The sequence below is a fragment of the Ureibacillus endophyticus genome, from assembly GCF_024159215.1.
Classification (GTDB): domain Bacteria; phylum Bacillota; class Bacilli; order Bacillales_A; family Planococcaceae; genus Ureibacillus; species Ureibacillus endophyticus.
The window spans coordinates 1724863-1738682 of record NZ_JAMYWW010000001.1; the positions used below are offsets into that span (position 1 = coordinate 1724863).

Consider the following 13820-nt stretch of genomic DNA (forward strand, 5'->3'; position numbering starts at 1 on the left):
GACTTTTTAAGATTCGTTATTTGAACTTGAAATAATTTTAACAACAGATAAATTGCCATCATTTGTAATGTCAATTTTTAATGAACCGTTTGAGTATCGATCTGCTTTTGATAGATCTGCTACTCTCACCTGTTCTTGTACCCGTTTTTCTGTTTCTAACAGAACAGTGTCAGCTGGAGTTACGACTTTTACTGTGTAAATGCGATGTGGATTTGATTTTAATTCTTTTAAAATGACAACTCCTCGTTTCGCACGGCTACTTTTTTCAATTTCAGAGAGATTCATTCGCTTAATGGCTCCTCGATGTGTAACAACAATTACATCTTCTTCTCCGGTTACTAATGCATTGACGACTGCTAAGGAATCTCCTTCTTTAAGGTTCATTCCTTTTACGCCACCGGTTTTCACACCCGTAACTGGGAGCTCTTCAAGATCGAAACGAATACTATAACTTAAATAACTTGTTATTAGCAGTTCTTTATCTGTATCTGCATTAATTAAGCTTGCATGAACCATTTCGTCATTATCTTTAAGGTTCATTGTTCGAATTGGTTTTGAATATCTTGTTACAGCATAATCGGATAGTTTCGAACGTTTAATTTGCCCTTCTTTTGTTGCAGTTAAGATAAATAGATTGTCTTGGTCAAACTTTTCTACACCAATGACTTCGATGATTTCTTCATCTTTATCAATCGGCACAATACTTGAAATATGTTGTCCGAGATCTTTCCAACGTATATCTGGTAGTTCATGGACTGGTTGGTAAATATAGTTTCCTTTATTAGTGAACAAAAGGATAAAGTGTTGCGTATTCAATGTTTGCTCAAATAATAGATAGTCTGATTCCTTCATTGCGAAATCTTGACCATTTGATGCAGCATGGGAACGAGTGCTTGTACGTTTTACATAACCATCTTTAGTTACAGTAACAACCACTTCCTCACTTGGTACCAACACATCTAATGTTAATTTAATCTCTTCTATTTCTGCTTCAATAACTGAACGTCTTGGTTCTGCAAATCTTTTACGGATATCAGCTAATTCGGATTTAATAACTTTTATTAGCTGTTTTTCATTCGCTAGAATATCACTTAATTTTGCAATGGATTTTTCTAGCTCTTCTTTTTCAGCTTTCAGTTCAGTAATATCCGTATTCGTTAAACGGTAAAGTTGTAAGCTTACGATAGCTTCTGATTGGATTTCAGTAAATCCGAATTGAGTTTCGATATTTTGTTTTGCATCGCTTTTATTTTTTGAAGCGCGAATTGTAGCAATCACTTCATCTAAAATGGAGATTGCCTTCATTAACCCTTCAACGATATGTAAACGATCATTTGCCTTTTGAAGGTCATATTTAGAACGTTTCGTTACGACATCCTTCTGGTGGGCAATATAAGAGTCTAACAATAATGGTAACGTCATCATTGTCGGGCGTCTGTTGTGAATGGCAATCATATTAAAATTGTAATTAACTTGTAGTTCAGTTGATTTATATAAATAGTTTAAAATGCCTTGTGCTTGAACGTCTTTTTTTAGTTCAATGACGATTCTTAGTCCAGTTCGGTCGGATTCATCGCGAATGTCAGCAATGCCTTCTAAACGTTTGTCAACACGCTGCTCATCTATTTTTTTCACTAGATTTGCTTTATTCACTTCAAATGGAAGTTCAGTGATGACGATTTGTTCTTTACCGCCTTTAATTGGCTCTATTTCAGCCTTCGCACGAACGATAATTTTACCCTTACCTGTTTCGTAAGCTTTCCTAATTCCATCAATGCCTTGAATAATTCCACCTGTTGGGAAATCAGGACCTTTTAATACGGTCATTAATTCATCGACCGTACAGTTACTATTATCAAGTCGCATTAGTACCGCATCGAGTGCTTCTGTTAGATTATGTGGTGGAATATCTGTTGCATACCCAGCAGAAATCCCAGTAGAACCATTGACTAAAAGATTCGGGAATCGTGATGGCAATACAGTTGGTTCGATATCTTGATCGTCAAAGTTTGGAACGAAATCTACTGTTCTCTTTGTGATGTCCCGTAACATTTCAGCAGCAATGGATGATAGTCTAGCTTCGGTATAACGCATTGCTGCAGGTGGGTCTCCATCGACAGAACCGTTATTTCCGTGCATTTCAATTAACATATGACGCATTTTCCAATCTTGACTTAGACGGACCATTGCATCATATACGGATGAGTCACCATGTGGATGGAAATTACCAATTACGTTTCCGACCGTTTTTGCGGATTTTCGGAAAGGTTTGTCATTGGTATTTCCATCGTTAAACATTGCGTATAATATACGGCGTTGTACTGGTTTTAGTCCATCGCGGGCGTCAGGTAAAGCGCGGTCTTGAATAATATATTTACTATAGCGACCGAACCGATCACCCATGACTTCTTCTAGTGGTAATTCTTGAAATACTTCCGCTGACGTCATACTTCTAATTCCTCCTCATGTTGGATGAATTCGCTTTCTAAAATATTCAAATCATCCTCCATACCAAAATCAACGTTTGACTCAATCCACTTACGGCGAGGTTCTACTTTATCCCCCATTAATGTAGTGACACGTCGCTCTGCACGGGCACCATCATCAATTGTAACGCGGATAAGAGTACGAGTTTCAGGGTTCATTGTTGTTTCCCATAGTTGGTCTGAGTTCATTTCCCCTAAACCTTTATAACGTTGAATCATGTAGCCTTTACCAACTTTTTTAATGGCAGCTTGTAATTCTTTTTCTGTCCATGCGTATTCGATGATTTCTTTTTTGCCTGTCCCTTTTGAAATTTTATAAAGTGGCGGCAATGCAATATAAACTTTCCCTGCATCGATTAATGGACGCATATATTTATAGAAGAAAGTTAGTAATAGCACTTGAATATGGGCACCGTCTGTATCTGCATCGGTCATAATGATGATTTTATCGTATGCTGCATCTTCAACGGCAAATTCTGGTCCTACGCCTGCCCCAATTGTATGGATAATTGTAGCTATCTCTTCATTTTTCATAATGTCGGATAGTTTTGCTTTTTCTGTGTTAATAACTTTACCACGTAATGGCAAAATGGCTTGGAATGTTCTGTCACGGCCTTGCTTTGCAGAACCGCCCGCAGAGTCACCCTCCACAAGATAGAGTTCATTTTTAGCCGCATTTCGAGATTGTGCAGGTGTCAACTTTCCTGATAGTAATGTGCTAGATTTCTTCTTTTTCCCATTTCGTGCATCTTCACGAGCTTTTCGTGCTGCTTCACGTGCTGATTGTGCTCGGATGGCTTTACGAACTAAAGAAGCGGAAAGATCAGCATTTTCTTCTAAAACATATAACAACTGTTCAGAAACAACTGCTTCTACAGCATAACGCGCTTCCGTAGTACCAAGTTTCCCTTTTGTTTGCCCTTCAAATTGCAATAAGTGCTCAGGAATACGAACTGATACGATAGCAGATAAGCCTTCACGAATATCTGTACCCTCTAAGTTTTTGTCCTTTTCCTTTAAAAGACCAACTTTTCGTGCATATTCATTGAAAACACGCGTCATTGCTGATTTGGCACCGGTTTCATGAGTACCACCATCACGAGTACGCACATTGTTTACAAAGGAAAGAATTGTTTCTGTATATCCATCATTAAATTGAAAGGCGAATTCTACTTCGATTTCATCTTGATTGCCCTCCACATATTTTACTGGATGAATGACATCTTTTTCTTCGTTTAAATAAGCAACGAAAGCTTCAATTCCATTTTCATAGTGGAATACATCCGATTGCCCTTCTCCACGCTCATCGATTAGTTCAATTTTTAACCCTTTAAGTAAGAAAGCAGATTCACGTAAACGTTCTGCTAAAGTTTCGTAGTTATATTTTGTACTAGAGAATATTTCTTTATCTGGAAGGAAGTGAACTTGTGTACCAGTTTCTTTTGTTGTACCGATTACTTCTAAGGTAGTGGCTGGTTTACCACCGTGTTCAAAACGTTGACGGAAGATTTGTCCGTCACGATGAATCGTTACTTCTAAAAATTCGGATAGAGCATTAACAACGGAAGAACCTACCCCGTGAAGTCCTCCACTTGTTTTATAGCCACCTTGTCCAAATTTACCTCCAGCATGAAGAATCGTAAAAATGACTTCAGGTGTTGGTTTTCCCATTTTATGCATACCAGTTGGCATACCTCGTCCGAAATCACGAACACTGATTGAATTATCTTCATGTATTTTTACAATGATATGAGAACCAAATCCAGCAAGAGCTTCATCCACCGCGTTATCGACAATTTCATAAACTAGATGGTGAAGGCCACGGCTGTCTGTGGAACCAATATACATCCCTGGTCTTTTACGAACAGCTTCTAATCCTTCTAATACTTGAATGGCATCGTCATTATATGCGATCCCTTGTTGATTTATTGCCAAATCAAATCCCCTCCAAAAATACAAACATCCGTTCTCTATTTCTATTAATCGTACTGTTTATAGGTTCTTCTGTCAATATTTCGCATAAGAACAAGCTTTTATATTGTAACAGAGAAAATTCAAGTTTCAAAACAAACTTCCTATTTTCATTTATTTACATATCAGTAAATTATAATATATCATAGTTCTTTTATTCATGATAATTTTCACTTTTTCCTTCAAGTTCATTCACTTTCTTTGAAAAATTATTTAGTATGATAAATGTAACGATTTTCGTTTACGATGAAAATACTCTTTCGAACATGTTCAAAAAAGAGTAAACTGTTATTACATTTATTAGTATTAGAAAGGAACTAAATATGATTAATGCAATTATAATAATTTGTGCTTATGTAATTGGGTCAATTCCATCTGGATTATGGATCGGCAAAATCTTCTATAATACAGATATTCGAGAACATGGAAGTGGAAACTTAGGTGGGACAAACTCTTTTCGTGTTCTAGGTAAAAAAGCAGGAATTGTTGTAACATTATTAGATATTTTAAAAGGAACAGCAGTAACGCTACTTCCACTACTGCCCTTCTTTGGGGATGCATCAATTCATCCATTAATTTTGGGTGCGATCGCAGTAGTAGGTCATATGTTTCCGCTATTTGCAGGCTTCCGTGGTGGTAAAGCAGTTGCAACGTCTGGTGGCGTATTGTTAGGGTATGCGTGGCCTTTATTTATCCTATTAATTGTCGGATTTTTCATTTCGTTAAAAATAACGAAAATGGTTAGTTTGTCTTCAATGATTGTTTCTGTTATTGCCGTGATTTATTGTATTATTTACATGTTTGTCACAGGTGATTATGCGCTATTAATTTTAGTATTAATTTTAGCTGGATTTATTTTCTACCGTCACCGTGCAAATATTCAACGTATAAAAGAAGGTACTGAACCGAAAGTAAAATGGATATAAAATCGTCTGAAGGGATGTCTTTAAATTGAAACTAATTATAACAAATGATGCACTAGATTGGTTTAAAAAAGAGATGGAAGCTACAAAAGGCGATTACATTCGTTTTTATGCACGATATGGAGGTTCTTCCCCATTTCATGAAGCATTTTCGCTAGGCATGAATCGTGAGGAACCGCATGATATCGGAGTAGAAACTGTTGAAGATGGTATTCATTTTTATATTGAAAACGATGATTTATGGTTTTTTAATGAGCATGATTTACATGTAAAAGTAGATTCAACTTTAGATGAGTTGAAATATGAATATACTAAGTAAAAAAATCGGGGAGCTTAATAGGCTTCCCGATTTTTTTTATAAATTAGCTTCTTTCACCAATCGTTTAATCATCATGTAGAGGTTAATCGAACTCACTTCACGTTCTACTTCCTTGTTCATAAAGATAATTAATCCATTCCCCTTTTCCCGATTGTACAAGCCGAGAGAAAAGAATCCAGGGTTTGAACCACTGTGTCCGATGATTTTGCCGTTATTTAATTTTTTCAGGTATAATTCGTCCAAAGTTGAATAGCTCCATCCTAATGCTTGCTTTCCTTTATTTAATTGTGGTTTTAGCATTTCTCCTATTGTTTCAGCTTGAAGAATGTTGGTTTCAGTTTCTTCTATTGACATGCTCGTTAAAAACTTAGCAAAATCGAGGATGTTTGTTTTTAACGCTCCAGCTGGATAGGTTGGGAATGAATATTGTGGTATTTCTTTTCCATATTCATAGGGTGAAGCAATATTCTCTGTTTCGATATTTTGGTGCAACCATTCTGTTTTTCTCATTTTTAGCGGTTTGAAAATTGTTTCTTTCACATATTTCTCAAAGGGCATTTTCGTCACATTTTCTACGATATAGCCTAATAATCCGTAGCCCACATTACTATATTCAAATTTTTCACCAGGTTTGTTTTTGGTGAAGTTTTTTTCTTTTGAATACCATTCTCCACCTTCTTTAAGGTAGCCTTTTGCAAATTGTTCTAAGGTGATGTCAGAATCTCCCCCACCCTTTTTAATGGTATAGAGCTCGTCCAACACGTTCCAATTATCTTTAATACTTGATGTATGATTCAACAACATACGAATAGTAATGGCTTTTTTTGGATATTTAGGGTTTATCAATTTGAATGGTAAATAGTTATTCACATTTTCATCTAAATTAATTAAACCATCTTCAACTAACTTCATAACGGCAGTTGCGGTAACAACCTTTGAGAGTGGTGCAATTTGAAATAATGTTTCATCATTCACCTCCGATTTTTCGTTGGCATACCCATAATTTATCGTTTTCTCGATTTTATTATCTTTTATGAAGGCAATCGATGCACCTTTCACATTTGCCTTTTCAAGTTTGGTGTTTACAAATTCCTCTAAGTTAGTAGGATTGGAAAAATCTACATTTGTAAAGATGACAGCAATGGTTATTACTGTAAAAGCAAGTAAAAATATCAAAAGTATTTTTAGAGCTTTATTTTTCAGAAAAATTCCTCCTTTCACTACTTACTTTCCTTAACGTTATTATGATAGATTTGTTGCATTTTTCCAATTAAAGAAAATATTTTTTTGTAGATGTTACATTTTTATTCCTTATCCGTTTTTATTTATGGAAAGACAAAGGGCCCCGTCGAACCAACTACTTATTAGGAGGAAATAAAAATGTTTAAAAGAGCAATTCTAGGTACTGCCCTAGCTTTAGGAATATTAACGGTAGGTTTTGTTCAACTTGCAGATCAACCCTTCAAAAATGTAGAGGCGAGTGAGATTCAACAACATATTCAAAAATCTTCACTTCAAGTACGATTAGAAATGCTGGAGTTAAGTGTGATGCCAACTACGGCGGAAGAAGCAGTTCAAACTTTTGCAAAGGCTGTAAAATTGAGAAATGGCGCGTTGCAATATGCAATCCTTTCTGAAAAGGAAAAAGCAAAAGTTAAGAAGAGTTTCGAGGAATGTCATTGGGTAACGGGCGTTTCAAGTCCATGGGTTGAAACATATAAAATTATTAGTGAAAAGGAATTAAAGCCTGGAACGAAGATGGAGTATGTTGTTGAATTTGAACTGTATACATCAACAGGTATGGCCGGAACAGATGAAGTACGATTGATTGCGGAGAAAACTAATGATCAATGGTTAATTACAAACTCAAACTTCGCAGACTAAAATCGACAAATAAGCCTTGATATAGTTAGGCAGACCGTTAATCCACTGCTGTAGTTGACTTTTGATTAATTTTTGGATTGTTTTATTTGTCTTTTTTAGGGCATCTTCAAGAAGCTCGATTAATTGCTGTAACGCGACAGCCCAATCCAGTTCGTTGACTTCATCACATAATTCATAAAAAATGCCACCTAATGTTCGTTGATCGTTATGGCAACGATTTTGCCAGGACAAGACGATGTATCTGGAAAACACAACCGTTGTGTGGCTAATGAGTAAATCATACGATATGCCTTGAAATTCTTTCTGAAGGCGTAATAGGGATTTTGTCGTCTTGAAAAAGACTTCAATATCCCAACGCATGCCATAGATACGGACGATTTCTTGTTCAGAAAGCGTACAATCGGTGCTGAGAATCGCAAGCCATTCGCTCTTTTTATTGCGGTTTTGAATAAACACGACCTTTACTTGAATGCCATTTGCCATAGTAGTTTGAATCGATCGCATGATGCCTTTCTTGCCAGAAACAGGTGTGGCAACTTTGTATAGTTCTTTCAGAGATAGCCTTTGATCGTTCACCAAATAGCGTTGATTCGTTGCCTTCACCATGCCAATGACGTCAAGACCGAGTTCAACGATGGATTGAATAAGAGGTTGTTGCGTAAACCATGTATCCATTAACACATAATCAGCGGAAACACCTGCTTGTAATGCTCTTTCAAGCATACTGGGAATAACGGTAGGAGCAGATTCCAACGCTTCTACACGTCGTTTATAGCCGGAAGAACGCTTGTCAATATTCTCGGAAATCCCATTAATTTGTGCATTTTTTGAACTCAGTAACGTGAAGTCAAGTGGCATAAATGTAAAGCCATCCGACCAACCCAAAGTAAGCATACGAAACCCTTTATAGAAGCGTTTCGTTAAAGATGAATGATCCATACAACGCGCAAGAAGTTCTACCTTTTTACTCCGATTCCGATCAAACATAGAATCGTCAATGATCAACACTTTTGGACGCGTTACATCCGTCAGTTGATCGACCTTTTGAATGGCATGCACACTTAAATACGTTAAAAAGCGACGCCATGCAAACTTGGAATGATTCATGAAACGATAAACAGAGTCCTTTGCAGGGTAACGGTCTCCCTTCTTTGAATTTAAAAGGGTGAACCAACTCTTATGATGAAAGATTAAACAAAAAACAAGTTGAAACAAATAGGAAGTTGTAAAGCCAAACTTCTTAGTAATACCGGCTTTTCGAAGATGTTTCACGATCTCTAATTCACGAAACACAGATTTTAATTCTTTTGGTAGTTGATTATTTTGGTCATTATGCTCTATCATAATGGAAGCACCTCTTCTGTTTGGTAGTGTATTCTCGACAAATCCACTATACCAAAGAATGAGGTGTTTTTTGTATCTAAAAAAAGTATGTCAAGGTTCTTATTGAAATCGAGAAGAACCAAATAGCATCAACTATTGAACCTAATTATTTATGTGCGAAGTTTGAGTTACAAAGATTGAACCTGCATCAAAAAAATCATTAGGCATATGGAAACCCTTTTGATGAAATAAATTTGATGGAACAATTTCAATTTATGGAAACGTACCATAGTTCTAATGGATATCATGTTCAATTACCATCTAACATGATGAAAAAAGTAACGATTAAGGAAGGCACTTGTAAGAATGAAGAAGGAAAGCCAGCGTGTACTTCCTTCTATTTTAAAGATAAAAAACAGAGAAAAAAGGAATGGAGTTATTTATACAATTCACTCGTGGAAAGTTTATAAACACTAGTACCACATAAATAAGAAATGGAGCGGTGAAGTTAATTCACCCTCTTTTTTGTTTGGATATTGGGAGAGGTCCAAATCATAGAGGGAATGAATATATTTTAAGTGAGTTTCTCGTAGATTTTTAAAACATAGGGGGAATGAAAACATTTTTAAGTGAGTATCCCGCAGATTTTTGTATTCATAAAGAGAATGAAAACATTTTTAAGTGAGTATCCCGCAGATTTTTGTATTCATAAAGAGAATGAAAACATTTTTAAGTGAGTATCCCGCAGATTTTTGTATTCATAAAGAGAATGAAAACATTTTTAAGTGAGTATCCCGTAGATTTTTGTATTCATAGAGGGAATGAAAACATTTTTAAGTGAGTTTCTCGCAGATTTTTGTATTCATAAAGAGAATGAATACATTTTTAAGAGAGTTTCCCGTAGATTTTTGTATTCATAGAGAGAATGAAAACATTTTTAAGTGAGTATCCCGCAGATTTTTGTATTCAAAGAGAGAATGAAAACATTTTTAAGTGAGTATCCCGCAGATTTTTGTATTCATAGAGAGAATGAAAACGTTTTTAAGTGAGTATCCCGCAGATTTTTGTATTCATAAAGAGAATGAAAACATTTTTAAGTGAGTTTTTCACAGATTTTAGCATTCATAAAGTGGATGAAAACATTTTCAAGTAACTATTTTACAGATTTTTATTAATCTATCCGTGAAGCGAATAAAATAGCTTTTTCAAAATAAAACCCCATAACCATTAAAAGTTATGAGGTGAACGGTTTATTCAATTGGTTTTAAATCCTGTATTTCATTAGGTTGTAATGTTCTATATTCATCTTGTGCGGCATCAATCATTAACTTATCCCCATTCCAATATTGAACATAGGCATTGTTAATTTGATATGAGTGTTGTTGTTCGAGATCAATCACATATACAAACGGGTTTCCACTTTCCTCTGAGAAAAGATTCAATGCAAGGTATTTGCCGTTTGGACTTTGGAAAATCCGTTCTAGTATTACTTTTGATTGATTTACTCTTTGTAAGAATTCAACCTTATTATTTTGCATGTCGTAGGCCGATATACTAATGCTGTAGGCTTCGGCTTCCATCTCCTGCACACCAAAATAAATCACATTTTTCTTGCTATCATAAGTAGTTGAACTCAATAATAGTCGATAATTGAATTTCTAGCTATGGCAAATAACGAGGCTTTATGATTCTGGATTGAATTAGCGTCAAATTTCTCATAACATTATCGAAAAATTTCGCTTACGATATCCTCAGCATCCCACTTATTTCCCGTTTTGACGTAAACATAGCGGTAGACATCATTAAAATATTGATCGTATATATTTAGGAAGTCTTCCCCCATACTTACCACTCCTCTATTTGAAAATAAGACGTATAAATACATAATTGCTACCGAACCCACTTATATAAGTCGTTTGAAAAATGGAAAATGTAACACGAAAAATAAAAAAACTGCCAAAGAATGTCTCTTTGGCAGCAGGAATTATTATTTATATTTTTTAATATTTACAGCTTCATTTGGTAAGTCCAGTGCTGTAACAAGGGCGTTATAGGCGTTAACAATTTCAGGGTAAATCGTTTCAACCTGATCGATGTTTACTTCGCCTTCAAAATCATAACGTGCCGAATTAAATTCAGCATCAAATGATTGCAAGTTTTTTAATAGGTTTTGCATTTCCTCAGAATCTCGAATCGAAGGATCCATATTCGTATGGATTTGAAGGGAATGTTTGTTGGCAGTATATCGTTGAATATATGATCCGCGTTTTTTCCCACTTTTATGTGCAATTGCTCTTAACTCTTTTGCACTATCTAGTACATTTTTTGCTTGTTGAACTATCAATTCTTTTGGTTCCATCAATCTTACAACCCTTCCGAAAAATGTTTCTATTAATTTATTTTTATCGACATTATTTTATCATTTTTCCCCAAAGAGTACATACATGGCGCTTTGTGTCTAAATCGCACTATTTTCCAGGGAATTAAAATTTCCCATTATTTCAGCCAATGTTGGGGAATGTTTAAGTGCTGGGGTAATTTTGTTTGTTTATTTCCAATGGCCGCATTTACTTGTGCCTGAGTAAGGAATATACTGCCCGACAAGTTTGCATTGCTTAAGTCAGCATCTCGAAGGTCTGCACCTAAAAAGTCACAGTTTTGCAAATCTGCGTTACTTAAGTTTGTTGCTATTAATAATGAACCTCTAAAATTCGTCCCTTTTAATTTTTTGCCTTTTAAATTTGCACCAAATAGATTACCTGTTTTCTTGAGTTGTGTTTTTTCGTTTCCCCGGACGATTGAACTGATTTTCTCAAGAACGATTGAAACTTTCATTCTATGTTGGGGAATGTCTAATTCTAGGACGGAATTTGGACTAAGCTCCGTCAGTGCCTCAACTTCTCCCTTCACTTTTAATATTTCATTATGTAATGGTTGAGTTATTTCTAAATTGAGACCTTCTTGTAAATAATATAACATTTCGAATAATTGTTGCATTTTAGGAAATACGTTAAACATTTCTTCTGCAATTTGTGGATGTTTGCGCCAATCTTGGCCATTAAACGTATTTTGAGAAACTTGTTGACCAGCTCCGAAGCATTCATAAACCGTACATCCTTTAAAGCCTTTGTTTCTCAAATCACTATGAATACGACAACGAAAATGTTCATCTAAGTTTTTACATGGAGTGCCACCGTCTTTATCTACTGCAAAATCGGCAGACTTGGCATATGGCAATGCAACACAACACAAGCCGAAACAATTTTCACAATCTGCTTTATAAACGTTAGTCTGTTGATTTTTTAATAGTTTATTTGTCAATTTTTCTCGTCCTTTATATTTGCTTCTATGCTAATTTATTTCATGAGCAATAAAATTACAAGGAATTTTATATTATATAGTAATTTAAATTTAAAACTAACGAACGTTAGCGTATAATGAGATGTAAGGAGGCAATTGTGATGACACTAAATACGAAAGATAAAATATTTTATACAGCACTTGATTTATTTTCAAAAAAAGGGTTCAGTGGTGTATCGATTCGTGAAATTACAAGAGAAGTTGGTATTAAAGAGAGTTCATTGTATAACCACTTCGCAAATAAAGACGAAATTTTAGAATCAATATTAACTTATTTTCGAAGCGATTTTTCCAAAACGTTGCCACCAGTTGAGATGTTAGATGCCATCTTACAAAAAAGTACTGTTGAAGAATTTTTGAAAGCGGGTCATCGAAATTTTAAACAGTTTATGGAAGATGAAAACCGAGTAAAAATGTGGCGAATTTTGCAAATTGAACAGTTTCGATCGCCTCTTGCACGTGAAGTCATTTTAGAAGATTTATTTAAGACTACGATTCATTTCTTAGAAATTGTTTTCCAAAAGTTGATTGACTTAAACAAAATACGACCTTATGATCCAAAAACTTTGGCAATCGAGTATCAGTATCCGGTATTTTCCCTACTTACGGAATATACAATATTAAAATTTGATGGTAAAGATACAAGTGAGGTAGAGACAAGATTAGCTAATCATATAGATTTCTTTTTAGAAATAGTAACAGTAAAATAGCAGGTGTCCAAAAAGTGAAAACTTTTTGGACACCCTTTTCTTTCTAAAAAAATCTTATTCCTCTTGTAGAGTCAAATGGTGCTGTTTCAAGCAGCCCCTACGCTACTGATATCCCTAAAGCAGCTAATAATACATACATCACCATTTGAAGATCCATTACGAAATGTGCGATAAGTAGAGGCGTTATGTTTCTTGTTTTATGGAATAAAAAAGCAACAACAAATGCTAACGGAATAAACGCTAACAATCTCCAAGTCATATAGTCTCCACCTAATACAATCGGCAGTGGCCCATGTTGAAGTGAAAGAAATAGTGCAGGTAACACTATTGCTAATGCAACACTTCCCCATTTTTTCTCGATCCTCGGAAAGGCATAGCCAAAATAAGTTGGTAGCTCCACTAATGCATTACTAAGCGGGAATAAGATTAATGCGATTACCGCTGCCCCTAATGGAATAGCTTGCATCATATTCGTTGGAGGTTGCGTTGTTCCAAACACTAAATACGCCACGCCATATAATCCGATTGCAGCGAAAGGAAAACTAATTAACAGATATAATAGTCCTTTTAGGATGTCTTTACCAAACTTCTTTTTCTTAAAATGTAAAATGCTATTATACGATTTACCTTCACGTTTCAGAAAATACCTTAAAACAATAAAGCTTGCTATGTTGGCTAGAATTGCTTGATATGGCCACCACTTTTCTGCCTCTTTCATTGCATTTGTAGCCCCTGTTAACTCTAATACCGATATTATAACAAGCCCAAAGATCAGGAAAAATATAGTCCTCATTGTTAACGATAATAATATAGCTTTATTCCCCATAATATCCCCTTTTCAATT

The 13820-nt window shown here is 35.3% G+C and carries 13 protein-coding genes; 5 read left to right on the plus strand and 8 right to left on the minus strand.

Annotated features, from left to right (window positions below):
• Positions 1-6: 6 nt before the first annotated feature.
• Both parC and parE read right to left on the minus strand, forming a co-directional pair.
• Positions 7-2448: a DNA topoisomerase IV subunit A gene (gene parC, locus NKR20_RS08375; protein ID WP_253425278.1), complete on the minus strand. Its 2442-nt coding sequence runs from the start codon at positions 2446-2448 to the stop codon at positions 7-9.
• The gene (parE, locus tag NKR20_RS08380) at positions 2445-4421 is read right to left on the minus strand and encodes a DNA topoisomerase IV subunit B (protein WP_301285908.1); all 1977 of its coding nucleotides are present in this window, start codon (positions 4419-4421) and stop codon (positions 2445-2447) included. Before parE ends, parC begins: the two co-directional genes overlap by 4 nt.
• Positions 4422-4780: 359 nt before the next feature.
• Between parE and plsY the strand changes: the two genes are divergently transcribed.
• Both plsY and NKR20_RS08390 read left to right on the plus strand, forming a co-directional pair.
• Positions 4781-5383 (plus strand): glycerol-3-phosphate 1-O-acyltransferase PlsY, encoded by a 603-nt coding sequence (gene plsY, locus NKR20_RS08385; protein WP_253425281.1) that lies wholly within the window; start codon positions 4781-4783, stop codon positions 5381-5383.
• Positions 5384-5408: 25 nt separating this feature from the next.
• Positions 5409-5699 carry a HesB/YadR/YfhF family protein gene (locus tag NKR20_RS08390; RefSeq protein ID WP_121214509.1) on the plus strand — a complete coding sequence of 97 codons (291 nt, stop codon included), beginning with the start codon at positions 5409-5411 and terminating at the stop codon, positions 5697-5699.
• Between the two features lie 36 nt (positions 5700-5735).
• Here the strand turns inward: NKR20_RS08390 and NKR20_RS08395 are convergent, their stop codons facing one another.
• Entirely contained in the window at positions 5736-6875 is a 1140-nt protein-coding gene (locus NKR20_RS08395) for a serine hydrolase domain-containing protein (protein WP_253425284.1), read from the minus strand.
• Between the two features lie 204 nt (positions 6876-7079).
• Between NKR20_RS08395 and NKR20_RS08400 the strand changes: the two genes are divergently transcribed.
• On the plus strand, positions 7080-7583 hold the full coding sequence (locus NKR20_RS08400; protein WP_253425287.1) for a hypothetical protein: 504 nt from the start codon (positions 7080-7082) through the stop codon (positions 7581-7583).
• Here the strand turns inward: NKR20_RS08400 and NKR20_RS08405 are convergent.
• Positions 7566-8927 carry an IS4 family transposase gene (locus tag NKR20_RS08405; RefSeq protein WP_121215386.1) on the minus strand — a complete coding sequence of 454 codons (1362 nt, stop codon included), beginning with the start codon at positions 8925-8927 and terminating at the stop codon, positions 7566-7568. The two genes, NKR20_RS08400 and NKR20_RS08405, sit on opposite strands and share 18 nt — an antisense overlap.
• Positions 8928-9163: 236 nt before the next feature.
• Here NKR20_RS08405 and NKR20_RS08410 point away from each other — a divergent pair, with 236 nt between their 5' ends.
• Positions 9164-9376 (plus strand): hypothetical protein, encoded by a 213-nt coding sequence (locus NKR20_RS08410; protein WP_253425290.1) that lies wholly within the window; start codon positions 9164-9166, stop codon positions 9374-9376.
• 780 nt (positions 9377-10156) lie between these two features.
• Here NKR20_RS08410 and NKR20_RS08415 read toward each other — a convergent pair.
• The 3 genes from NKR20_RS08415 to NKR20_RS08425 all read right to left on the minus strand — a co-directional run bounded on the left by NKR20_RS08415 (position 10157) and on the right by NKR20_RS08425 (position 12227).
• Positions 10157-10543 carry a hypothetical protein gene (locus tag NKR20_RS08415; RefSeq protein ID WP_253425293.1) on the minus strand — a complete coding sequence of 129 codons (387 nt, stop codon included), beginning with the start codon at positions 10541-10543 and terminating at the stop codon, positions 10157-10159.
• Positions 10544-10893: 350 nt separating this feature from the next.
• Entirely contained in the window at positions 10894-11268 is a 375-nt protein-coding gene (locus NKR20_RS08420) for a hypothetical protein (protein ID WP_253425296.1), read from the minus strand.
• Positions 11269-11402: 134 nt separating this feature from the next.
• On the minus strand, positions 11403-12227 hold the full coding sequence (locus NKR20_RS08425) for a pentapeptide repeat-containing protein (RefSeq protein WP_253425298.1): 825 nt from the start codon (positions 12225-12227) through the stop codon (positions 11403-11405).
• Positions 12228-12367: 140 nt separating this feature from the next.
• Between NKR20_RS08425 and NKR20_RS08430 the strand changes: the two genes are divergently transcribed.
• Positions 12368-12976, plus strand: a complete 609-nt coding sequence (locus tag NKR20_RS08430; RefSeq protein WP_253425301.1) for a TetR/AcrR family transcriptional regulator — start codon at positions 12368-12370, stop codon at positions 12974-12976.
• Between the two features lie 97 nt (positions 12977-13073).
• On the opposite strand, the gene NKR20_RS08435 is transcribed toward NKR20_RS08430, so the two are convergent.
• The gene (locus NKR20_RS08435) at positions 13074-13802 is read right to left on the minus strand and encodes a CPBP family glutamic-type intramembrane protease (RefSeq protein WP_253425304.1); all 729 of its coding nucleotides are present in this window, start codon (positions 13800-13802) and stop codon (positions 13074-13076) included.
• Positions 13803-13820 lie beyond the last annotated feature (18 nt).